22 protein-coding genes are annotated in these 21,565 nt (G+C 42.4%); 14 read left to right on the forward strand and 8 right to left on the reverse strand.

Going from position 1 to position 21,565, the window contains the following annotated elements:
• The first annotated feature begins 172 nt into the window (after positions 1-172).
• Together WS34_RS02895 and WS34_RS02900 are read left to right on the forward strand one after the other, a co-directional pair.
• Positions 173-2,206 carry a M13 family metallopeptidase gene (locus WS34_RS02895; protein WP_046403051.1) on the forward strand — a complete coding sequence of 678 codons (2,034 nt, stop codon included), beginning with the start codon at positions 173-175 and terminating at the stop codon, positions 2,204-2,206.
• A gap of 112 nt (positions 2,207-2,318) precedes the next feature.
• Positions 2,319-2,504, forward strand: coding sequence for a MutS-related protein (locus WS34_RS02900; protein ID WP_041556322.1), 186 nt, complete (start codon positions 2,319-2,321; stop codon positions 2,502-2,504).
• A gap of 24 nt (positions 2,505-2,528) precedes the next feature.
• On the opposite strand, the gene WS34_RS02905 is transcribed toward WS34_RS02900, so the two are convergent.
• On the reverse strand, positions 2,529-4,595 hold the full coding sequence (locus WS34_RS02905; RefSeq protein ID WP_022161039.1) for a cation:proton antiporter: 2,067 nt from the start codon (positions 4,593-4,595) through the stop codon (positions 2,529-2,531).
• A 333-nt stretch (positions 4,596-4,928) separates the two neighbouring features.
• On the opposite strand from WS34_RS02905, the gene WS34_RS02910 reads away from it, so the two are divergent.
• On the forward strand, positions 4,929-6,026 hold the full coding sequence (locus tag WS34_RS02910; RefSeq protein WP_286693612.1) for a DUF3810 domain-containing protein: 1,098 nt from the start codon (positions 4,929-4,931) through the stop codon (positions 6,024-6,026).
• Between the two features lie 3 nt (positions 6,027-6,029).
• Here the strand turns inward: WS34_RS02910 and WS34_RS02915 are convergent, their stop codons facing one another.
• The 3 genes from WS34_RS02915 to WS34_RS02925 all read right to left on the reverse strand — a co-directional run bounded on the left by WS34_RS02915 (position 6,030) and on the right by WS34_RS02925 (position 8,623).
• Positions 6,030-6,698: a TapB family protein gene (locus tag WS34_RS02915; protein ID WP_046403054.1), complete on the reverse strand. Its 669-nt coding sequence runs from the start codon at positions 6,696-6,698 to the stop codon at positions 6,030-6,032.
• Between the two features lie 343 nt (positions 6,699-7,041).
• Positions 7,042-7,641, reverse strand: coding sequence for an aminotransferase class IV (locus WS34_RS02920; protein ID WP_013610908.1), 600 nt, complete (start codon positions 7,639-7,641; stop codon positions 7,042-7,044).
• Positions 7,642-7,657: 16 nt separating this feature from the next.
• Positions 7,658-8,623 (reverse strand): aminodeoxychorismate synthase component I, encoded by a 966-nt coding sequence (locus WS34_RS02925; RefSeq protein WP_046403057.1) that lies wholly within the window; start codon positions 8,621-8,623, stop codon positions 7,658-7,660.
• A gap of 86 nt (positions 8,624-8,709) precedes the next feature.
• On the opposite strand from WS34_RS02925, the gene WS34_RS02930 reads away from it, so the two are divergent.
• Complete coding sequence (locus WS34_RS02930) at positions 8,710-9,291, forward strand: anthranilate synthase component II (protein ID WP_041557156.1); 582 nt, start codon at positions 8,710-8,712, stop codon at positions 9,289-9,291.
• Positions 9,292-9,338: 47 nt separating this feature from the next.
• Here WS34_RS02930 and WS34_RS02935 read toward each other — a convergent pair whose 3' ends face one another.
• A complete protein-coding gene (locus WS34_RS02935) occupies positions 9,339-11,126 on the reverse strand; it encodes a MutS-related protein (RefSeq protein WP_022161037.1) in 1,788 nt (595 codons plus the stop codon).
• Between the two features lie 121 nt (positions 11,127-11,247).
• Between WS34_RS02935 and WS34_RS02940 the strand changes: the two genes are divergently transcribed.
• Both WS34_RS02940 and WS34_RS02945 read left to right on the forward strand, forming a co-directional pair.
• Complete coding sequence (locus WS34_RS02940; protein WP_013610912.1) at positions 11,248-11,856, forward strand: trimeric intracellular cation channel family protein; 609 nt, start codon at positions 11,248-11,250, stop codon at positions 11,854-11,856.
• A 147-nt stretch (positions 11,857-12,003) separates the two neighbouring features.
• Positions 12,004-12,324, forward strand: coding sequence for a cupin domain-containing protein (locus WS34_RS02945; protein WP_013610913.1), 321 nt, complete (start codon positions 12,004-12,006; stop codon positions 12,322-12,324).
• A 130-nt stretch (positions 12,325-12,454) separates the two neighbouring features.
• Here WS34_RS02945 and WS34_RS02950 read toward each other — a convergent pair whose 3' ends face one another.
• Positions 12,455-12,883, reverse strand: coding sequence for a thioredoxin family protein (locus tag WS34_RS02950; protein WP_046403059.1), 429 nt, complete (start codon positions 12,881-12,883; stop codon positions 12,455-12,457).
• A 114-nt stretch (positions 12,884-12,997) separates the two neighbouring features.
• Between WS34_RS02950 and ispE the strand changes: the two genes are divergently transcribed.
• Together ispE and WS34_RS02960 are read left to right on the forward strand one after the other, a co-directional pair.
• Entirely contained in the window at positions 12,998-13,822 is an 825-nt protein-coding gene (gene ispE, locus WS34_RS02955) for a 4-(cytidine 5'-diphospho)-2-C-methyl-D-erythritol kinase (protein WP_046403062.1), read from the forward strand.
• Positions 13,823-13,844: 22 nt separating this feature from the next.
• The gene (locus WS34_RS02960; RefSeq protein WP_013610916.1) at positions 13,845-14,162 is read left to right on the forward strand and encodes a hypothetical protein; all 318 of its coding nucleotides are present in this window, start codon (positions 13,845-13,847) and stop codon (positions 14,160-14,162) included.
• Between the two features lie 205 nt (positions 14,163-14,367).
• Here the strand turns inward: WS34_RS02960 and WS34_RS02965 are convergent, their stop codons facing one another.
• Complete coding sequence (locus WS34_RS02965) at positions 14,368-14,910, reverse strand: HdeD family acid-resistance protein (protein WP_046403063.1); 543 nt, start codon at positions 14,908-14,910, stop codon at positions 14,368-14,370.
• 113 nt (positions 14,911-15,023) lie between these two features.
• Positions 15,024-15,860 carry a mechanosensitive ion channel family protein gene (locus WS34_RS02970; protein WP_013610918.1) on the reverse strand — a complete coding sequence of 279 codons (837 nt, stop codon included), beginning with the start codon at positions 15,858-15,860 and terminating at the stop codon, positions 15,024-15,026.
• A gap of 248 nt (positions 15,861-16,108) precedes the next feature.
• Between WS34_RS02970 and argS the strand changes: the two genes are divergently transcribed.
• The 6 genes from argS to WS34_RS03000 all read left to right on the forward strand — a co-directional run bounded on the left by argS (position 16,109) and on the right by WS34_RS03000 (position 21,554).
• Positions 16,109-17,899, forward strand: coding sequence for an arginine--tRNA ligase (gene argS / locus WS34_RS02975; protein ID WP_022160328.1), 1,791 nt, complete (start codon positions 16,109-16,111; stop codon positions 17,897-17,899).
• Positions 17,900-17,913: 14 nt separating this feature from the next.
• Complete coding sequence (locus WS34_RS02980; RefSeq protein WP_013610920.1) at positions 17,914-18,750, forward strand: histidinol-phosphatase; 837 nt, start codon at positions 17,914-17,916, stop codon at positions 18,748-18,750.
• Positions 18,751-18,832: 82 nt separating this feature from the next.
• Positions 18,833-19,075 (forward strand): putative signal transducing protein, encoded by a 243-nt coding sequence (locus WS34_RS02985; protein ID WP_013610921.1) that lies wholly within the window; start codon positions 18,833-18,835, stop codon positions 19,073-19,075.
• 36 nt (positions 19,076-19,111) lie between these two features.
• The gene (locus WS34_RS02990) at positions 19,112-19,369 is read left to right on the forward strand and encodes a TIGR03905 family TSCPD domain-containing protein (RefSeq protein WP_013610922.1); all 258 of its coding nucleotides are present in this window, start codon (positions 19,112-19,114) and stop codon (positions 19,367-19,369) included.
• Between the two features lie 33 nt (positions 19,370-19,402).
• Positions 19,403-20,176, forward strand: a complete 774-nt coding sequence (locus WS34_RS02995; protein WP_013610923.1) for an inositol monophosphatase family protein — start codon at positions 19,403-19,405, stop codon at positions 20,174-20,176.
• A 19-nt stretch (positions 20,177-20,195) separates the two neighbouring features.
• Positions 20,196-21,554 carry an MATE family efflux transporter gene (locus tag WS34_RS03000; RefSeq protein WP_013610924.1) on the forward strand — a complete coding sequence of 453 codons (1,359 nt, stop codon included), beginning with the start codon at positions 20,196-20,198 and terminating at the stop codon, positions 21,552-21,554.
• Positions 21,555-21,565 lie beyond the last annotated feature (11 nt).

The following is a 21,565-nucleotide window of genomic DNA, read 5'->3' on the forward strand; positions in this document are numbered from 1 at the left end:
GATGAGGATCGGTACAGTTAGGGGGAACGGTGGGTATATTTTGTGTCGTTTTCTGATTGGATTGAGGTATTAATTTTTATTTTTGTGTTTCGTTTTAAATAGGATGATCGGTATAAGAAAGTTATACGGAAGATCATCGGTTAGGATTTAAGTAATTTATAGTGAATTTATAATGAACACAAAATTTTATTTTCCAATTTTAGCTCTGGCTTTAAGTGTAGCCGCTTGTAACGACAAGAAAGCAGCTACCCAAACCGGAGGGATTGATGTTGCTAATCTGGATAGATCGGTAACTCCTAATCAGGATTTCTATCAATTCGCCTGTGGTGGATGGATGCAGGCACACCCTTTGACCGATGAGTATGGACGGTTCGGCTCTTTCGATCTGCTGGCTGAGAATAACCGGAAGCAGATGCAAGGGTTGATCGAAGAACTGGCAGCTAAGAAGTCCGAACCGGGAAGTGTTGCCCGGAAAATCGGTGATTTGTATAATATGGCTATGGATACCGTCAAGCTCAATGGAGACAGAAGTACTCCTATCCAGCCGGTATTGGAAAAAATAAAGGCTGTAAAAACTCCGAAGGAAATGGTGACTTTGGTGGCTGAAATGACCCGTCAAGGTTTTGGACCTTATTTTGGTATTTATATCGGTCCGGACGATATGAACAGCAGCATGAATCTGGTGCAGACCTATCAGGGAGGTCTGGGGCTGGGTGATCGGGATTATTACCTGAAGGAAGATGAGCACAGTAAAGAGATCCGTACCAAGTATCAGGAACACATCGTGAAGATGTTCGAGTTGGCCGGTTGGGAAGAAAAAGAAGCCCGGCAGGCTGCTGCCGACGTTATGGCTATAGAAACCCGATTGGCCGAAGCTGCCTATGAAAAAGTAAAAATGCGGGATCCTCATGCCAATTATCATAAAATGTCGGTAGAAGAATTAAAAAAAGAAATTCCCGGAATAGATTGGGAGGTTTATTTCGCTACATTGGGGTTGCAGGGGATTACGGAATTGAATTTGGGCCAACCCGAGCCTGTTAAAGAGGTGGCTCGTATTTTGAACAATACCGACCTGAAAGTCCAGCAAGCTTATTTGGAATGGAAAGTGATCGATGCAGCCGCTCCCTATTTGAGTGACGATTTTGTTGCAGAACATTTTGAATTTAATGGAAAGGTACTTTCGGGTGTGAAGGAAATGAAACCGCGCTGGAAAAGAGCTGTCGCTGCTGTAGACGGGGCTATGGGAGAAGCTGTCGGACAGATGTATGTCGAGAAATATTTTCCTGCTGCTGCCAAAGAACGGATGGTGAAACTGGTAGGTAACCTTCGGAAAGCTTTGGGGGAACGTATTCAGGAACTGACTTGGATGAGCGATGAAACAAAAGACAAAGCGTTGGAAAAATTGGCGGCCATATATGTTAAAGTCGGCTATCCGGATAGCTGGAGAGATTATGCCGCTTTGGAAATTAAAAACGATTCCTATTGGGCTAATATTTTACGGTCTAACGAATTTGAATTCGATTATATGCTGACGAAAGCCGGCAAGCCTGTCGATAAGACCGAATGGCTGATGACTCCTCAGACTGTAAATGCCTATTACAATCCGACCACCAATGAAATTTGTTTTCCGGCAGGTATTTTACAGTATCCTTTCTTCGATATGAATGCTGACGATGCTTTTAATTATGGTGCGATCGGAGTGGTCATCGGACATGAGATGACACACGGATTCGACGATCAGGGGCGTCAGTACGATAAAGACGGTAATTTGAAAGATTGGTGGACTGCCGAGGATTCGAAAAATTTTGAAGAGAGAGCTAAAGTGTTGGTCGATTGGTTCGATCGGATAGAGGTCTTGCCCGGACTTCATGCCAACGGACAGTTGACCTTGGGTGAAAATATTGCGGACCATGGCGGATTGCAAGTGTCTTTCCAGGCATTTCATCATGCAATGAAGGATCAGCCGCTAGGGATTGTAGAGGGTTTTACCCCCGAACAGCGTTTTTATTTGGCTTATGCAAATGTATGGGCAGGAAATATCCGCGATGAACAGATTCGTTTGTTGACTCAGATGGATGTTCACTCTTTAGGACGTTGGAGAGTGAATGCCGCTCTGCCACATATAAACGGCTGGAATGAAGCTTTCGGTATACAGGAAGGAGATCCGATGTATCTGGCACCGGAAAAACGGGCTTCAATCTGGTAAATTGTTGACCGCTCATGCCTACCAGGAAGTAATGCATATCGCAATCGGATATATGAAAATGCTGGGGAAACTGTTGAATTATATCGTTGGGCTTCGGAAACAGTGACAGAATATGCCCCGTCGGGACGTATGTTTTCTGACAGGTCCTAACATGGCAGGGAAGTCGACTTATATGAAAACTTTGGGGATGGCGGTTTATTTGGCACATGTCGGTCTGCCGGTACCGGCAGACCGACATGAAAACGGTAGTTTTTCAGGGGTTATTTTCAACGATCAGTTTCACTATTCGGGCTCCTGATCCGACAAGCTGATCCGGAGCCTTTTAGGTCAGGTATCTGTTGGCAGAGGCATTGGCCTGTAGAGGATATACCAGTATAAAACTATTCTGTTGGAAATATTTGTTCAGATAACCCGGGATACGATTCATGCTGGGATTAAAAGAGATACCATTGTGGCGGCTCATTACGATCCATAAATTATCGTCTTTGTGAACATCCCGGAATACAATCAGAAAATCTTCCCAATCGCTGAATTCGGTAAATTCCATTTCCCCTCCTCGTTTCCCAAGCAATGTTTTGAGGCGGCCGAGGGTATCCGAAGAACCGTAAAATATGGCTTTGGCCCCGGTATTCTGAATAACGTTCCACACCCGGGCAACCCATTGGGGAAATCCGGCCTCTTTTTCGGCTTGAACAGGGATGACTACCAGATGGCGCTTCATGGTAGAGAGGGGTTGTGCTGGTTTATATATCAACGTAGTAACATCGCTGTAATCCAGGATACCTTCCGTGATTCTTCCCAAAAAAGAACTGGGTATTCCCTTTTCTTTGTGTAGTCCCAATACCAGGTCAGTGATACGGTGTTCGAGGATCACACTTAATATGGCGTTCGTTACATTCAGGTCATAGCGTTGCAATTCCTGAAGATGGGTATCTGTCGCTGCTGCCGTTAAGGCTGCATTTTCCAGCAGACGCCGGGATTTCTTCAATTGCTGGTCGTCTCCTGAAACTTTATTGTCCAGAATATTCAGCGCATATAAATGATGAGTATTCTTTTTCGATTTAGTAGCCAAACTGAGATTCACCAATTCTTCTGCCGTGTCTTCGTTACTCAGCGGGATTAGAATACGTTCTTTGTGGTCTCCTGTTTCATCGGTTTCGGATGAAGCCGTGGCTGCCAGATTATGAGCCCCTCTTTGAGCAGAGAAGGAAGCCATTGTACAGGTAACCAGGATCATCAGGATCGTGCCGTTCAATACGCTTTCATTTAAGAGACGGATTGGTTCGCCTTCGGGGGTTTGACCGAGAATGACGTTATATCCCACCATGACGGCAGCCAGCGTTGCTGCAGCCTGGGCATTACTCAGCCCGAAAATGATTCTTCGCTGGTCGACGGACATACGGAAAGTTTTTTGAGTCAGCCAAGCTGCAGCATATTTAGCTATTGTGGCAACAATGATCATGACAATACCGACTTTAATTGTATCGAAGCTGGTGAAAAAAGCCCGGTAATCGATCAACATACCTACTCCGATCAGAAAGAAAGGGATAAAAATCGAGTTACCGATAAACTCTACCCGGTGCATCAGCGGAGAACTCCGGGGAATCAACCGGTTGAGGGACAGACCGGCCAGGAATGAACCGATAATCGATTCGATACCGGCTAGTTCGGCCAGATAAGCACCCAGAAAAACCATGACCAAAACGAAAATATATTGTGATATGCTGTCCTGTACATGCTTGAAAAACCAACGTCCGGCAATAGGAAATGCGATTACTACAAATAAAACGAATATGACGATCGATATACTCAATCGGGTCCAGAAATGTTCTCCAATGACACCGGTTGCCATGCCTACGATTACTGTTAAAACAAGTAATGCCAGCATATCGGTAATCATAGTGCCTCCGACGGTTATCGTAACCGATTTATCTTTCGTGATTCCTAATTTACTGATAATCGGGTAGGCGATTAAAGTATGTGAAGCGAACATACTGGCCAATAGGATGGAGGTTTCCATAGAAAAATGAAGTACGTAAAGGCCGGCAACGATTCCCAAAGCCATCGGAATCAAGAACGTATACATACCGAAAACGAAACTCCGGCCACTATTTTTCTTAAAATCCCCCATGTCGATTTCCAGGCCGGCCAAAAACATGATGTACAACAAACCTGCTGTACCCGATAGAATAATACTACTATCCCGAAGAACCAGGTTAAGGCCGTTAGGCCCGATAATCGCACCCGCTATAATCAATCCCAATAAATGAGGAATTTTCAGTTTGTTGAGGAGCAAAGGGGCTGATAAAATAATTACCAGTATCAATAAAAATTTCAATACCGGATCAGTCAGGGGTAGTTCGTGGGAGATAACAAAAGGTAACAACATCTCTATGTGCGTTTTATAATAATTAATATCTATTTCTGTTCGAAACTTTTCTGTTGTAACAAATATATGAAAATGCTTACTTTAAAATAGAAATGATTTATTTTAATTTTCTGAAATAATTTAGGGAAGTAGGCTATTTTTTCTATTCGCCTGATAATTACTGAGACGCGCACTAAAATGGTCGGTCGATGTTTAGTTACAAGACTACGATACCTGAAATTAACTAATGAAACTTTTGTAATCTTTCCTGTTTTTTTATAAAAAACAAAAATACAATGATTTATGAGTTTTTAAGAAAAAATATAAAGATCTTTGTCTTGAATTCAAGTAGCTATGAAAATGAAGAAAAAATATGGATTTAGCTGGGGTATCCCTCTGTTTCTGATAGCAATGATCGGTATATTCCGCATGATACCGTCTTGGGCCGAGGCGTATGCCTGCCTGTTTTATCCCTTTATTTCGACTTTGCTCTCTGCTTTTTCTTCTTTATTTCCTTTTTCTGTGGGCGATTGTTTTATCGTCGGTACTTGTCTGTGGATTTTGATTTATCCTTTTTATGCCTGGCGGAAAAGAAAAGGGGCGAAAAAAACAGTCGGGACGATCATACGTGTCCTGATGTGGGTATATATTTGGTTTTATTTTGCCTGGGGATTGAATTATTTCCGTTTCCCTTTTTACGAGCGTACCGGTATAGCTAAAGCAGCATTTTCGGCAGAAAAATTTCAGGATTTTCTAACGGGATATGTCGGCAAACTGAACGAGAGTTACAGTAAGGCAGGAGATACGCTTTCGGGCTGGTATTTGGAGCGATATACGACGGCCGGCCCGATGAGTAAAATTCCTGTTGCCGGAGTTATACAGGAAGGATATGGAAAGATGGCTTCCCGTTTCGGTTTAGTTGAACCTGGAAAATTTTTACGGGTAAAGCCGATGTTGTGGAGTCGGTTGATGTCCCGGGTGGCTGTGACAGGATATATGGGGCCTTTCTTTACTGAATTCAATTTGAATCAGGAGTTATTGAGTGTCGAGTATCCTTTTACTTATGCTCATGAGTTGGCTCATCGTCTCGGGATCGCCAGTGAAGCCGAAGCCAATTTATACGCCTATCTGGTTACTTCTGCTGCTCAGGAACCTGCTATTCGTTTCAGCGGTTATTTCTCTATGCTGGGCTATGTGGTAAACAATGCCCGGAGATTACTTACAGAAGAGCAGTACCGGGAAATTGTAAAACGGATCCGACCTGAAATAGTAGAATTGTATAATAGCCATCTATTATATTGGCGTGAAAAATATAATCCCGGTATGGGACAAATACAACATCAAGTGTACAATGCTTACCTGAAAGGGAATCAGGTGAGTAGCGGTACTAAAAATTATTCTGAGGTAATCGGATTACTGATGTCCTTGCAAGAAGATCGAATCGTTTTGTAATAGTTATTTATTTTTTATGGACAGCAAAAGTTGTCTGCCGATTAACTTTTTGTTTTCCCGATAAATTTCAGATTTGATGATGCCTATTCCTTGGGCATACCAGGTAGAAATTTTATAACGTGTCGTTATACCTAAACAAGTGGTCTGTAGGTTAGATTCGATTTTATAACAAATAAAATCTCCTGCTGGTACTTTTATACGGGTTTGAGCCGTTACAACCCGGTTCTTTTGACTTATTCGGGTTTGCAGACTGCTTTGTTGGATGGTCATATATCCGTCTTCGAGGTGTTGTCCGACAGAGAGTGAACCGGGAAGTAAGAAGCCCGGGCCGGTGAATTGGCAGGTCTCGTTTTTCCGGATGTGAATAAAATTGGGCAGATAAGTATTCACATGCTTTTGTACACAGGAAGTGGTAAATGAAAAAGAGGGAATGACCACAGTTCGTTTTTTATCCCAAAGGGTTCCTGTATAGTGAATGACTGACAGCGAATCAGTGTTTTCGATCTTTTCTGTCGTCTGTTGGAAATAGTACCTCTCTGCCTGTTCACTGTCGATTTGGTAAAGAAGTTGTGTTCCTTTGTCGACGGAACAGAAAGGAGCTTTATGGTCGGTGATCCAGGCAGAACATGTGAGACATAAAATCGTAAAGATAAAGAACATTTGATCTTTCATAAACGGACGTTTTAATTGGATAAAAAAATATCTCTTTAGCTGGACAAAGATAATTATTTTTCTTTTTTTAAAACAATTATTTTCAATCTATTACGTATACATCAATCAAAATATATCAAAACTTATTGTATTCCAATTAAAACGTCCCTTTCTTTGAGGTGAAATTCCGATCGCAGCTCGTCCTTTTCTGTTAGTTATCCATCGGGAATCGTCTTGATTCGTATTCATCAGGTAGGTGGGAGGGGTGACTTTACCGGCAGGAGTGAAAATTATCGACGGTAAAAGTGGTAGGTTTAGTTCGTTACTAATTCTGCATTTAGTGTAAATATGTATATAAATAACTTTATGAAATATCCCGGATTTTCACTTGAATGTTGTCTTCCAAATCCAGCATTGCATTGATCAGAAAGAGATACCGGAATCGGGGGAGGTCTCCGAGGCCGATATCCTGTTCTTTTATGATGCCTCTTTCGAGAAGATAACGACGTTTCGTGCCATTGAGTAAATAAGTAGAAGGGGTAATGTATTGGTTTCCATCGTAAAAAACGACATTACTGTAACTGGTATCGGTGATCCTACCGTTTTGATAAATCAGGATTTCGTCGCATGTTCCTTTAGATTGCTGCAATTGGATCAGTTTATCCCGATCTGCATATTTAAAAGTATAATCGATGCCGCTGCCGTCGACAAGTTTTAAAGTATGAACCCGGCGGGGAGAGTAGGTTTCGAAATCGATTTTTCTGATTTCCTGATCGTAAATGATGCGGCATTTTAGGGTACCGAGACGCTTGTCTGGCGGTATTGATTCGGAGGATAAAGGAAGGAAGGTACTGTTCCCGAAATGTACCCGCTGGGTGTCGGTTATACGTTGCCAGTGAAGTTCGGGATGTATGAAACGGCCGTCGACAATTTTCAGACTTTCTATAAAGGCGTTTTTTATCATTATTTTATTTCTATTTCTAGATGGGTAAGTAAATTTTTTCGAGTATTTCCTGATATTCTTCTTTTGCCTGACTATTGACCGTAATACCACCGCCACTGCGGAAGTAATACCGGTTATCTACTTTCTCTATAAATCGGATCAGTACGGCACTATCGAGCGTTTGGCCGTCGAAATAACCGAATACTCCTGAATAATATCCCCTGGGCAATCCTTCGGCTTGACGGATCAGCTTTTGGGTTGCTGCTTTAGGGGCACCCGAAATAGAACCGGCGGGTAATAGCTTGAATAAAAGTGTTCCCAATTCGTTTTGCCATCCGTCGGGTAATTGCCCGCTGATTTCCGAGCTGGTTTGTAATATCTCACCTTGGGAAGTGTGAATCTTTTCTACGTAACGAAAGCGTTTCACTTGTACACGAGTGGCTACAATATTCAGATCGTTCCGGATGAGATCGACGATCGTATAATGTTCGCATGTTTCTTTATGATTTTGAAGCAAGCGGTTTTCTGCGTCGGGTAAAGTGGCATCGATGGTTCCCTTCATCGGGTAAGATAGGATCTCATTATTTTCGATCCGGACGAAGCTTTCGGGAGAAAAGCAAACCAATCGGTCAGGAAGTAAAAGTTTATAGCGGGCCTGACTGTGATAAAAGATTTGTTCTAAAGTGAGATTGGTTTCGATGGGGGTTCTTTCGGTCAGGTTGAGCAAAAAACTATCCCCGCGTGACAGGCCTTGATGTACGATCCTGAATTTTTCCTGGTATGTTTCAAAGCTACTGTGAAGAATTTTTATACGAGGTTCCGGAATAGGGGAAAGGGGCGTTTTATAATGACCGATGGTTCCGATCGTAAAATAAACGGATGGATCACTTAAGGGCTTTTCGACGAAAAATCCATGGATACCCTCGAAATCTACTCCAAATAGGAAAGGAATGCCGGCTCTACCACAACGGTTCATCTCTTCCCGTACAATTTCTGCTTTCATCTTTGTGTTATAAAATCCGTGGCAAAGATAATTCGGATTGCAGCATGTTGCGAAATAAATCTATTTTATTTGTTATTTTTGTATTCATGAAAAAAGTGCTCGTTATCGATAATTACGATTCGTTTGTATACAATGTGATTCAGTTGCTTCGGGAAGCTGTTGTTCCTGTTGGTTATGATATAGTCCGTAATGATAAGATCGATTTTTCTGGCTTAGGGGATTATGGAGGGATTCTTTTGTCGCCAGGACCGGGTATTCCGGCCGAAGCCGGGGAACTGTTAAAACTGATCGAATTCTGTAAGTATACTCATCCGATATTGGGCATTTGTTTGGGACATCAGGCGATTGCAGAGACATTCGGAGCTTCGTTATATAATTTATCTCGCCCTTTGCATGGACATCGCAGTGTTTTGAAGAAGGTAGATGAACACGATCCCCTGTTCGAAGATTTGGCCGATCCGATTCAAGTGGGCCGCTATCATTCCTGGGTGATCGATCCCGAAACAATGCCCGGAGAATTGATTACCAGCTCAATAGATGAACAAGGTCATATCATGTCTTTTTATCATACTGAATTACCTATCCATGGTATCCAGTTTCATCCGGAGTCTTACATCTCGGATTGTGGGTCTGGAATAATCAGGAATTGGTTGAAAATGGTCCGGTAAAGGTTTCCTGCAGAAGCTGCTGTTTACTTTACCTGATAAGGGGATAATTATATCAAGCCCATTTGTTTTAAAAGGATACTGGCGTTCATATTACTACTGATACCGGGATGAAGTTTGTAATCGTACGTAATTTGACTACCGGAATGGACAATCTCGAAGCAGACATTGAAAAAATGTTCCGGGAAATCGTCAGCCAGTTCTCCTAAAGCCAAATCGTGGGTTGCAACGAGGCCGGAGATAGGGTAAGAGAGTATCCTTTTTAAGAAAGCCAATGAACCGTTTAATTTATCCACCGAATTTGTTCCTTTCAGCATTTCGTCCAAAATGATGAATACTTTGTCTTCCTGCTGTGCGATGTTAACTAGTTGTTGAAGCCGGAGAAGCTCTGCGTGGAAGTAGGAAGTGTCTTTAGACAGACTATCGGTAGTCCGCATACTGGTGAAAAGCGTCATGGGCTGAAAAGCAAAATAGCGGCTGCAAACGACATTCCCGGATTGAGCTAAAATCAGATTTACCCCGATTGTACGCAAAAAGGTACTTTTACCGGCCATATTGGCTCCGGTGACAATGGCGATTTGGTGTAAGGAGCGGATACTGAAATCATTGGTGACGTTTCGTTCGCTTTTTAGTAAAGGATGTCCTATTTCTTCGGTGTCTAATAATCGATCCTGACAGATGACCGGGAGGCAATAAGCAGGATGGTTGAAACGATAATTGGCCATGCTGATCAAGGCATCGGCTTCACTAAGGACGTCAGTCCAGGTTTCGATGTCAGGTCCATATTTCTTTCTCCAGTGATCCAGACGGAGCAGGGTATGGAAATCTTTGAGGTATAGTCCGTTTAAAATGAAAGCGATGACAATGTTACCCCGTTGGTCGAGACTGTTCTGTATCCGGTGAAGTTGAGTCAAAGCTTGCAGGGAATTACTCTCCGGGGTAAACAAGCTGTGTCTTATTTTCTGAAGATAAGGGGAACGGAAAGATTGATCGTGGATTAACCGGACTAAAGGAAGATAATTGCTGATGGTTTTCAGAAACAGGTTGAGCCGTTGATGATAGGCATTGATTTTTTTGATATATAAGGCCAATGCCGAAAGTTGTAATAGGGATAGCACAAGGGAAATGGAAAAAGGCAGGGGGGTAAAGCTCGTTACCGCCCACGAAACGATTACAATCGTGTTGGCTATCCATAAAATCAGACGGACTGTGCTGTGTTTTGAAAAGAATGGGGATTCGGTCGGTCCTGATTTTAAAATGACCGCATCGAGGGCTTGGGTCGGATGGAGTGCTCCGGCAGCACGAAAGTGTTGACACCATTCCGGCTCGGCGCATAATTCTTCTGCCGCTTGCTGACGGGAATGAATGACTTCCGGGTCTTTGCTGAGAGATAATAACCAGGATACCAACTTTTGGGTGCCGGAAAAAGTCACTGTCCGGTTTAAATGCTGGAAGAGGGAATCTTCCCCGAATAGGTCCAGGTCATGGGCATAAGGGTGGGCAGGATCGTTGAACCTTTCGCCTTGGTCGAGAGCAGAGAAATTACCGGCTAAATAATCCGATTCCAACGTGTTTATACGAAGTAGTTCTTCGATGAGATGTTGCCGGTAGATGATTTGGGAATCCCATAGAGTCAAAAAAATGAATACGAGAATAGCTCCTATACCCAAAAGTAAGAGAGGTTGAGTACTATGGTTGATCAGGAGGTAGATCAAAAAGATCATATAGCCGAAAGTGAGCAATTTGGCCAATGTAATCAGATTGCGCCGTTTTTTTATTTGCTTTAAACGGGCGGTATAGTGGTCTATCTGTTTCTGGTAATATTCATCGGGTTTCATTTTCGGAAATTTTGATTGTACAAAAATAAAAGGATAAATGGAAAAATAGTCAGAAATTTATACTTTTGCGCTCTCAAAATCGGACAGTTATTTTTTACAGGTAGTTAATTGAAGAGGAACGATGAATTTTCTGACGCTTATTGATTATATCGGTACATTTGCGTTTGCCATTAGTGGGATCCGTTTGGCTTCTGCTAAACGCTTCGATTGGTTCGGGGCTTATGTGGTTGGATTCGTTACAGCTGTCGGAGGAGGAACGATTCGGGATTTGTTGCTGGATGTTACCCCGTTCTGGATGTTGCAGTCTTCCTATCTGATCGTGACTGCCCTGGCTTTGGGATTTGTTATTCTGTTCGGGCGATATGTCATCAGGTTGAATAATACTTTTTTTATTTTCGATGCCATCGGTTTAGGGTTATTCGCCGTTGTCGGTATCGAGAAAAGCATCACTTATGGTTACCCCATGTGGGTAGGATTGATTATGGGTACTCTCACCGGAGCCGCCGGAGGAGTTTTGCGGGATACCCTGATCAATGAAGTCCCTTTGATTTTCCGAAAAGAGATCTATGCCCTGGCTTGTGTGTTCGGTGGCTTGGTTTACTATCTCTGTCTGTATTCCGGTTTAAATTCGACACTGACACAGATCATCGGGGCTGTTTCTGTCATCCTGATCCGGATTCTGGCTGTAAAGTATCACATCAGTCTGCCTAATCTGAAAGGGGAAAACTGAGTTGGAAAGTCTTTATGTAAGATTAATATCGAAAACGTTGTCATTTAGAATAACAAGTTTTATCTTTGTTCTGTTATAATTAGTCAGAAAAAAGTCTGAAATACTATTAATTTGAAATCAATTTTCTGATTTTTATTCAGAATGTATATGAAACCTGAAAATATTTTTGCTCAGATAGCTGAGGCTGGTGAAGAGGAACAGTTCGATTTGCTTTTTAAATCTCCTAATTGCCGGATCGACCGGATCGTTTCTTCCGGTCATAGTTCGCCCAAAGGATTTTGGTACGATCAGGAGAACGATGAATTTATATTATTGATTCAGGGAGAGGCTACGCTGGAATTTGAGGACCGCAAAGTGACATTGAAAAAAGGAGACTACCTGCATATTCCCAAAAATTGCAAACATCGGCTCGATAGTACCAGTATCGAGCCGGTATGTGTATGGTTGTGTGTGTTTGATATCGAATAGGGAAAAGGTTATTTTATCGATGTTATTTTGCAAGATGATTGCTGTGCTTTTGAAGCTTTAGTCCAGAAGTACAGGGAGAGTGTGGAGTTATCTCCGGTACTTATTTTTTTCGGTGCCGGAGATACGGTCGTTATTTTTTTACTTCTAGTTTTTCATTAATAATGTCTGTTATTTGTTCTTTCGGACGTAACCCGGTTACCGTAAAAGGTTTGCCGTTTTTGGGAATAAAGAGCATCAGTGGGATGCTGGAGGCATTGAATAATTGAGCTAATGCCGGTTCTTTATCCACATCCACTTTATAGATCTGAAGCTTATCTCCATATTCTTTTTGAATCTCTTCCAAAATAGGAGATAGTTTTTTGCAAGGTGGACACCAGGTGGCATACATATCGATGATGGCCGGTTTATCACCGAGATACTTCCAGTCTTTATTCTTTTCGAAATCCCAAATCTGTACTTTGAATTCTTTCGTATTCAAATTTTTCACACTTTGGGCATCGGCATATGACAAAATTCCTGCTGAAAAAAATATCAATAACAGGATCCATTTTTTTTTCATAGCTAAAATATTAAGTAATTATTTGAACGACTATCGGAAATATATACAGATTCCCTGTGGACGAAGTTACAAAAAAAGGGTATCTTTGCAAAGTTTAAAATAAAAGATTACTCCATGGTTGTTTTTCCACATGCGAAAATAAATATCGGTCTCTTTGTGACCGGGAAGAGAAATGACGGTTTTCATAATCTGGAAACGATTTTTTTCCCGGTGGGATGGTCTGATATACTCGAAATTGGGCGGGGAGAAGGAGAAAGCGGGAGTTTCCGATTTAAGAATACCGGTCTGGAAGTGGGAGGAGATCCCGGGAAAAATCTGGTGATTAAAGCTTATCACTTGTTGGCTGCCGATTTTCATTTGCCGGCCATACAAGTACACTTACATAAGATCATCCCTTTCGGTGCCGGTTTAGGGGGGGGATCGGCGGATGCAGCTTTTATGCTGAAAGCTTTGAATGCCTTTTTCGATCTTCGTCTCTCCGGGCAAAAGATGGTAACTTATGCTGCCCGCCTGGGGAGTGACTGTGCTTTTTTTATCGATGATCGTCCGGCATTTGCTTCTGGTAAGGGGGAGTTGCTGGAGCCGATAGAGCTTACGTTGGCCGGTTATCGGATCATCATAGTGAAACCCTCTTTCGGAGTATCTACGCCTGAAGCATATGCAGGGATCACTCCCCGGCCGGCCGGATATGATCTGCGTCAGCTCGGACAACTTCCGGTAAATACATGGAAAGAATATATCCGGAATGATTTTGAAGCGACTGTTTTTCAAAAATATCCCTCTCTAACTTTATTGAAGCAGCAATTGTATGAGCGGGGGGCTGAATTTGTGAGTATGAGCGGGAGCGGATCGGCTATTTATGGCTTGTTTAAGAAAGACCGGGAAATCAACCTGGATTTTCCCGATTGTTGTGTGTGGCAAGGAGAGACTTTAGTTTAGAATATAACCTGTTCGAATTGTAATGAGAGCTTATCTGACGATTATATTAATTGGTTTGGTATCGGCATTTATCGGTATCATTCCTTTATTCAAAAGAAAGGCAGATAAATATACTGTTTTATCGGCTTTTGTGTTGTTTCTGATCATGCCCTATGTGGTTTATCACCTGAGTTTACCTTGGACACAATGGTGGTGGAAAGGTATGATCGTGTCTGCAGTTTTGACCCTCCCTCTGGTGATTACCTCGGGGCGGGGAAGTTCAAGATGTGCATTCCCGCTTTTATTGGCTTCTGTCGTAGTCGGTGCTTTTATTTCCTTTTTGGGACATTATTTATTGTAAATACCGGGGGAAAAAGGGAGGACAAGCCTTTCCAGACAGATTAACGGTTTTAAGCCTGAAGGACGAATCTTTTCCGAAAGTTGATCGGTGGAATTAGTCTCCCGATATCATTGTATTTTATCGAAGATTGTAGTTCCACCGATTGACAGGTTGTCTATACCGTCCAAAGGAAAGAGGTAAATTATAAGATTTCCCCTGTTGGATTTTAGTTTTTCAGGCTAAAAGAATAGAAAATGGCGGATATACCTCCGAAAATAAAGGCCAGACCTGTCCATACGATAATATTGAATATACCGAAAAGCGGATGGAAAATAATCAAAAAGGCAAAAATTAAGGTCAGGATTCCTCCTGTCAATACCCATCCCCAATTAGGAATACGGAAAGATTGCATTTGACTGGATTGACCGATAAAACCGATACCTACGAACATTAAGATAAATCCTACGACATAAGGTAACAGATCGGCTGCCCAGGCTAGATTACCTAATAATATAAATCCGATGACCAAATCCAGTATTCCGACGGCTAAGCCCCAGCCCCAGTTCCGGTAGCGTTGCCCTGTAAATGCATTTACAATTTCACCGATCCCATACAGGATAAACATGATACTGAAATAAACCGCCAGCGCAAAATAGGATTCAACCGGATTTCTGAATACCCATATACCGCAAAGAATAGAAAGAATACCGATAATTAGCATTAGCCACCAATATCGGTTGTTGGAAGAGTAAGTTTCTGTCGTTTCCATAACTATAAGTTTTAAATTATAGTTATTTAAACGAAAAAAGGCTGGTAATGTTTTAAGGGGGATTTTTTTACTGTCGGCAGGATCATGATCTAGTCCTGCCGACAGTAAAAAGATTATTTTTCGTTATAGAGGTGTACATCCATTTGCGGGAAAGGAATATTGAGGTTTTCCTCTGCAAAGGTCTTGTATACTTTTTCGTTCATATCGAAAAAGACACCCCAATAATTTTCTGCTTTTACCCAAGCCCGAACGACAATGTCGACAGAACTGGAGTTAAGAGCGGTTAAAGCGATAAAATAATTGGGATCTTTCAATACTCTGGGATCATTATCTAAAAGCCGGGCAATGACAGCTTTTGCATGTTCATAGCTATCACCGTAGCCGATTCCGAATACCCAGTCGACCCGCCGTTGCGATTCTTTCGAGTAGTTCATCATAATTCCGGTAGATAAGCCTCCGTTAGGAATGATGATCACCTTGTTATCGGTAGTCGTAATGATGGTATTGAAAATCTGGATCTCTTTCACTGTTCCCGACTGACCTTGTGCTTCGATATAATCTCCCACTTTAAACGGTTTGAAAAGCAGTATCATCACTCCACCGGCAAAATTTTGCAGTGTACCGCTCAATGCCATACCGACAGCGACACCGGCAGAAGCAAATAAAGCGATGAATGAGCTTGTCTCGATACCTAAAACACTGATAATGATAATCACTAAAGTGAAATTCAGGGTGATACTCACCAAACTCTTGGTAAAAGTGGCCAATGAAGCTTCGACATGCCGTTTCGTAAGTATGTTTATAACTAAACGATTTAATTTTTTTACAATCCAACGACCGATGAAGAACACCAGAAGTGCCACCAGCAACTTGGAACCGAATGAAACACTGAGATCAATAAGTTTATTGACCAATGTGTCCAAAGACATTGTAGATAAAGAATTTTCCATAATTAATTGATTTTTTATTTATCACCCACTATAGAGATTTTTTATTTTTCTTCTTTTAGAGTTTCATTTATTGGTATTTTGAAGTATACTGAATCCTTGGGACATATCAAATTACGCTTCAAAGTTATCATATTTATATTTTTTTACAAAAATTACGACCGTAAAAGGCTTTATTCCACTTTCATTTTTAATGTTTCGCTAAATAATTGTATTTTTGTAACCTGTGAAAAATTAATTGTCAGAATACTATGAGCATAGAAAGTTTGTTGACCACCAAGGTGATAGAAGCTGTGAAGCAGTGCTATGACGCTGATGTGGATAAGGATAAAGTGCAGTTACAAGCTACCCGGAAAGAGTTTGCGGGAGATTTGACTGTGGTTGTTTTTCCATTTACGCGTTTTTCGAAGAAATCTCCGGAAGAGACGGGGAAAGAATTGGGGGGCTACCTGAAACAACACATTGAAGAGATTAAAGACTACAATGTGGTGAAAGGATTCTTGAATATCGAGATTTCAGCGGCTTATTGGTTAGGTGTATTGAACGAAGTGGCTCAGGACCCGAAGTATGGATATGTGCATGAAAATAGCGGGCATTCTTACATGATCGAGTATTCTTCGCCTAATACGAACAAACCTTTACATCTCGGTCATATCCGTAACAACCTGTTGGGTTGGTCGGTATCCGAGATACAGAAAGCCAATGGACATGAAGTGAGGATGGTAAATTTGGTGAATGACCGGGGAATACATATTTGTAAGAGTATGATTGCCTGGAAAAAGTTCGCTAATGGTGCTACTCCCGAGTCTACAGGTACGAAGGGTGACCATTTTGTCGGCGACTACTATGTTCGTTTCGATAAGGAATATAAAGCTGAAATAAAAGCTTTGATGGAAAAGGAGGGAATGGAAGAAGAAGAGGCCAAGAAAAAAGCTCCGATCTTGCTGGAAGCGCAGGAAATGCTGCGTAAATGGGAAGCCGGTGATGAAGAGACTGTGAGTTTGTGGCGTACTATGAACGATTGGGTGTTGAAAGGTTTCGACGAAACCTATCGCTTGATGGGGGTGGGTTTCGATAAGGTATATTTCGAATCACAAACGTATAAAAAAGGCCGTGACATTGTCCTGAAAGGTTTAGCTGACGGTGTACTCTACCGGAAAGAAACCGGTAGTGTCTGGGCCGACTTGACCGGAGACGGGCTGGATCATAAATTACTGTTACGGGACGACGGTACTTCGGTTTATATGACTCAGGATATAGGTACGGCCTACGAACGCTTCAATGAATTCGATATGGATGAAATGATCTATGTCGTCGGAAATGAACAGAATTATCATTTCCAGGTACTTTCATTGATTTGTGGTAAATTGGGTTTCCCCTGGGCGGATAAAATTAAGCATTTGTCTTACGGAATGGTTGAATTACCTGAGGGAAAGATGAAATCCCGTGAAGGTACGGTTGTCGATGCCGATGATCTGATGGCTGAAATGATCGATACAGCCAGAGAAACTTCTCAGGAATTAGGAAAATTGGACGGCTATTCCGAAGCTGAGGCCGAAGAGGTATACCGGAAAGTGGCTTTGGGGGCGTTGAAATATTTTATTCTGAAAGTAGACCCCAAAAAGACCATGATGTTCAACCCGAAAGAATCGATCGATTTTAACGGAAATACCGGTCCTTTTATACAATATACTTATGCGCGTATTCAGTCGGTATTACGTAAGGCCGCAGACGCAGGGGCATCACCTTTGTCGGCGGATACACATATTCAGCTCTCGGAAAAAGAACAGAATCTGATTAAATTGGTGGCTAAATTGCCTGATGTGGTGAAAGAAGCAGGGACAACCTATAGTCCGGCATTATTGGCTAATTACGCTTATGACCTGGCTAAAGAATTCAATCAGTTTTACCATGATTTTTCTATTCTGAAAGAAGAAAATGAAGCTTTGAGAAATTTCCGTTTGTTGCTGGCTAAACAATGTGGTGAGGCGATTAAAAATGCCATGGGAATGTTAGGTATTGAGATGCCGGAAAGAATGTGATCGGGAAATGGGGTATGAATCTGACCAATTATCATAGTCATTGTTCTTTCTGTGACGGAAAAGCTCCTATGGAAGATTTTGTGAAGTCGGCTATCGCTGCCGGCTTTACTTCTTACGGTATATCTTCACATGCTCCGCTTCCTTTCGAGACGTGCTGGACTTTATCGCAAGAGCGGGTGCCCGATTATTTACAGGAAATTGGGCGGTTGAAACAGAGATATGCAGGAGAAATCGAGATCTATGCCGGTTTGGAAATAGACTATCTGAATGAAATTCAGAATCCGGCTAATTCCTATTTTCAGGCTTTACCGTTGGATTACCGGATCGGATCGGTCCATTTGGTGTATACTGATGAAGAGGAAATTATCGATACAGATACCGATCCTGAAAATTTCCGGTATTTATTGGAAAAGCATTTTCGTGGGAATTTGCAGGAGATGGTCACCCGCTATTTTGTTGCAGCCATGCGTATGGTGGAAGCGGGAGGTTTTGATTTTGTCGGACATGCCGATAAGATTTCTTATAATGCCGGGATTTGTCAACCGGATCTATTCCGGCAGGGCTGGTTTACCGATATGTTGAAGGAATACTTTACGCTGATTGCTGAAAGAGGTATCATGATGGAAATCAATACTAAAGCTTTTTTACGTAAAGGGTGTTTTTTCCCGGATATCCGGCATTTTGCTTTTATTCGTGCTTTGGGGATACCGGTACTGGTTAATTCTGATGCCCACCGTCCGGATTTGATCAATGCCGGGCGGGCGGAGGCTTTACAGGCGCTGAAAGAAGCTGGATTCCATACCGTTAGACAATTGCAGGGAGGAAAGTGGATCGATGTGCCGATTGCTTGAGAGATCAGTAGGGATGAACCTGGAAAGTTCCGGAAAAATTCGAATAAAAGAATTGATTTTTAACTGACAAACTTTCTATACAATGGACAGTTGGGTGATCGTACAAACCTTTATAAATCCGCAGGAAGCCTATATGGCTAAGGCTTTTTTAGAATCTGCCGGGATCGAAACCCGGATGCAGGATGAATTGACGGTCCGGACGGGGATCCATGCACAGGCAATCGGTGGAGTAAAGCTGCTCGTCCGGCATGAATGTTGGCAGGAAGCTCTGAAAGTCCTTGAAGAAGGTTTCTCCCTTATTCCGGCCGGCCTGGAAGTGCCGTAGTTGTGGAAAAGCTTGGAAATATAAATAATTTAAACGATGAAAAAATCGATTCATTTTATACCATCGTCGCTCGTTTGTTCGGTAGCTATTGATTTGACCGTGGAGGATGGGGTGATCCGGGAAGTTTGTTTCGAAGGAGGATGCAGCGGAAATCTGCAAGGAATTTCGATGTTGGTAAGGGGAATGAAAGTAGAGGAGGTAATAGAAAGATTGGAAGGTATACAATGTGGAAGTAAACGTACTTCCTGTCCGGATCAATTGGTGAAAGCGCTGAAAGAAATAGAACGGTGTTAAAGGATTTTTTGTTTTTAATGGGAAGTAATTAAAATGAGTATTGATTTAAATCAGGCATTGGAATATGCGGTAGCCTGGGCGAAAGAAGTTGGAAAGATACAGCTTTCCTATTTCAGGGGAAATGATTTGGGTATACAAACCAAATCGAATGTGTACGATGTGGTAACAAGAGCCGATAAAGAAAGTGAAGCTTTTCTGTTGGATAAGATTCAGAAACACTATCCCGGGCATGCAGTCCTTGGCGAAGAAAGCGGTGCTCATGCCGGTACTGCCGAGTATCGGTGGGTGATCGATCCTTTGGACGGTACGAATAATTATAGCCAGGGATTACCTGTATTTACAGTATCTATCGGGTTGCAATACCGGGAAGAAACCATTCTGGGGGTTGTTTATGCGCCGTATCTCGGCGAGTTGTATACGGCAATCAGGGACAGAGGAGCCCGGTACAATGGAAAAGTGATCCGTGTTGCTGAAAAACAGGATTTGGCTCATTCTGTTTTGGGTACAGGATTTCCTTACGATAAAGATGTAAATCCGGATAATAATGCTGCAAATCTGGCTGCAATCCTGCCTTCCATCCGGGGGATAAGACGAATGGGGTCGGCTGCTTATGATTTATGTTGCGTCGCTGCCGGTTGGTTGGACGGATATTGGGAATTGGCATTACAGCCCTGGGATATGTGTGCCGGAGCCTTGATTGTACAGGAAGCCGGAGGCATCGTCCGCAGATTCAGGGAAAACCGGGGTATTTCTATACTGGCAGGAAATGCGGCGCTCGTTGAGAAAATGGGTGAAAAAATACAATGATTTGATTTGAAATTAAGTTATGGCAACTTCCAGAGAGATGACAGCAGGGCCCGCGCTGCCACTTATTTTCAATTTTACGATGCCCTTGCTTTTGGGCAATTTGCTTCAACAGACTTATTCGTTGGTAGATGCTGCTATTGTCGGAAAATTCTTGGGAATAAATGCGTTGGCTGCTGTCGGAGCCAGTAGTTCCGTGATTTTCCTGATTTTGGGTTTCTGTAATGGGTGTAGTTGTGGTTTCGGTATTCCGGTGGCCCAGAAGTTCGGTGCCCGTGATTATGTCATGATGCGGCGTTATGTGGCTGTGAGTTTGCAGCTTTCGTTGGTGATGTCTGTTATGATTGCTTTGATTACCAGTATCTATTGTGCAGATATCTTGAGGATTATGCGTACACCGGAGAATATCTTCGAGGGTGCGTATGCCTACTTGCTGGTGACTTTTATCGGAGTACCCTGTACGTTTCTGTACAATCTTCTATCCAGCATTATCCGTGCATTGGGAGATAGTAAGACACCGTTTTGGTTTCTGCTCTTTTCGACTATACTCAATATTATCCTGGACCTTTTCTGTATTCTGGTATTGAAATGGGGAGTTTTGGGAGCGGCGATCGCTACTGTTTTTTCTCAGGGAATTTCTGCCTTATTGTGTTATGTATACATGTACAGGCATTTTCAGATACTGAAAGGGGAAGCCAAAGAGCATAAATTTCAGTTGCATCTGGCAAGGACTTTATTAAATATCGGCGTACCGATGGGATTACAGTTTTCGATCACTGCGATCGGTAGTATTATGCTTCAAAGTGCAAATAATGCCTTGGGAACGGCTTGTGTGGCTGCTTTTACCTCTGCTATGCGGATCAAAATGTTTTTTATCTGTCCTTTTGAAAGTTTGGGAATCGCTATGGCGACTTATTGCGGACAAAATTACGGAGCAGGTAAGCCGAAACGAATCTGGCAAGGGATCAAAGCCAGTGGGGTGATGATGCTGATTTACGCCTTACTGACCTTTGTCGTTTTAATGGTCGGGGCGAGGACGTTGGCTTTACTTTTTGTAGATACTACCGAACTGGAAATATTGAAAAATACGGAGTTGTTTTTGCACGTATCTGCCTATTTCTTTCCTTTCCTGGGATTGCTTTGTATCCTGCGTTACACCATTCAGGGGGCAGGGTATACAAATCTGGCTATGCTTTCCGGAGTTTCCGAAATGATAGCCCGTACCCTGGTCAGCATATATGCCGTACCGGTATACGGTTATATTGCAGTTTGTTTCGGCGATCCGACAGCCTGGCTGGCAGCCGATCTCTTTCTGATTCCAGCCTTTATTTATGTCTACCGGAAATTGAAAGAGCTCAGATGTCCGTTGACGGAAGGCTGAAAGGATAAGCT

It is taken from the genome of Odoribacter sp. N15.MGS-14, assembly GCF_000980245.1.
GTDB lineage: Bacteria > Bacteroidota > Bacteroidia > Bacteroidales > Marinifilaceae > Odoribacter > Odoribacter splanchnicus.

What these genes read in the sequence shown, in the direction of transcription:
- WS34_RS02970 (WP_013610918.1), bottom strand. Translation starts at nt 15,860, where the DNA reads ATGGAAAATTCTTTATCTACAATGTCTTTGGACACATTGGTCAATAAA.
- WS34_RS02980 (WP_013610920.1), top strand. Translation starts at nt 17,914, where the DNA reads ATGAATCTGACCAATTATCATAGTCATTGTTCTTTCTGTGACGGAAAA.
- WS34_RS02905 (WP_022161039.1), bottom strand. Translation starts at nt 4,595, where the DNA reads ATGTTGTTACCTTTTGTTATCTCCCACGAACTACCCCTGACTGATCCG.
- WS34_RS02920 (WP_013610908.1), bottom strand. Translation starts at nt 7,641, where the DNA reads ATGATAAAAAACGCCTTTATAGAAAGTCTGAAAATTGTCGACGGCCGT.
- WS34_RS02910 (WP_286693612.1), top strand. Translation starts at nt 4,929, where the DNA reads ATGAAAATGAAGAAAAAATATGGATTTAGCTGGGGTATCCCTCTGTTT.
- argS (WP_022160328.1), top strand. Translation starts at nt 16,109, where the DNA reads ATGAGCATAGAAAGTTTGTTGACCACCAAGGTGATAGAAGCTGTGAAG.
- WS34_RS02995 (WP_013610923.1), top strand. Translation starts at nt 19,403, where the DNA reads ATGAGTATTGATTTAAATCAGGCATTGGAATATGCGGTAGCCTGGGCG.
- WS34_RS02965 (WP_046403063.1), bottom strand. Translation starts at nt 14,910, where the DNA reads ATGGAAACGACAGAAACTTACTCTTCCAACAACCGATATTGGTGGCTA.
- WS34_RS03000 (WP_013610924.1), top strand. Translation starts at nt 20,196, where the DNA reads ATGGCAACTTCCAGAGAGATGACAGCAGGGCCCGCGCTGCCACTTATT.
- WS34_RS02940 (WP_013610912.1), top strand. Translation starts at nt 11,248, where the DNA reads ATGAATTTTCTGACGCTTATTGATTATATCGGTACATTTGCGTTTGCC.
- ispE (WP_046403062.1), top strand. Translation starts at nt 12,998, where the DNA reads ATGGTTGTTTTTCCACATGCGAAAATAAATATCGGTCTCTTTGTGACC.
- WS34_RS02990 (WP_013610922.1), top strand. Translation starts at nt 19,112, where the DNA reads ATGAAAAAATCGATTCATTTTATACCATCGTCGCTCGTTTGTTCGGTA.
- WS34_RS02895 (WP_046403051.1), top strand. Translation starts at nt 173, where the DNA reads ATGAACACAAAATTTTATTTTCCAATTTTAGCTCTGGCTTTAAGTGTA.
- WS34_RS02915 (WP_046403054.1), bottom strand. Translation starts at nt 6,698, where the DNA reads ATGAAAGATCAAATGTTCTTTATCTTTACGATTTTATGTCTCACATGT.
- WS34_RS02985 (WP_013610921.1), top strand. Translation starts at nt 18,833, where the DNA reads ATGGACAGTTGGGTGATCGTACAAACCTTTATAAATCCGCAGGAAGCC.
- WS34_RS02930 (WP_041557156.1), top strand. Translation starts at nt 8,710, where the DNA reads ATGAAAAAAGTGCTCGTTATCGATAATTACGATTCGTTTGTATACAAT.
- WS34_RS02900 (WP_041556322.1), top strand. Translation starts at nt 2,319, where the DNA reads ATGCCCCGTCGGGACGTATGTTTTCTGACAGGTCCTAACATGGCAGGG.
- WS34_RS02945 (WP_013610913.1), top strand. Translation starts at nt 12,004, where the DNA reads ATGAAACCTGAAAATATTTTTGCTCAGATAGCTGAGGCTGGTGAAGAG.
- WS34_RS02960 (WP_013610916.1), top strand. Translation starts at nt 13,845, where the DNA reads ATGAGAGCTTATCTGACGATTATATTAATTGGTTTGGTATCGGCATTT.
- WS34_RS02935 (WP_022161037.1), bottom strand. Translation starts at nt 11,126, where the DNA reads ATGAAACCCGATGAATATTACCAGAAACAGATAGACCACTATACCGCC.
- WS34_RS02925 (WP_046403057.1), bottom strand. Translation starts at nt 8,623, where the DNA reads ATGAAAGCAGAAATTGTACGGGAAGAGATGAACCGTTGTGGTAGAGCC.
- WS34_RS02950 (WP_046403059.1), bottom strand. Translation starts at nt 12,883, where the DNA reads ATGAAAAAAAAATGGATCCTGTTATTGATATTTTTTTCAGCAGGAATT.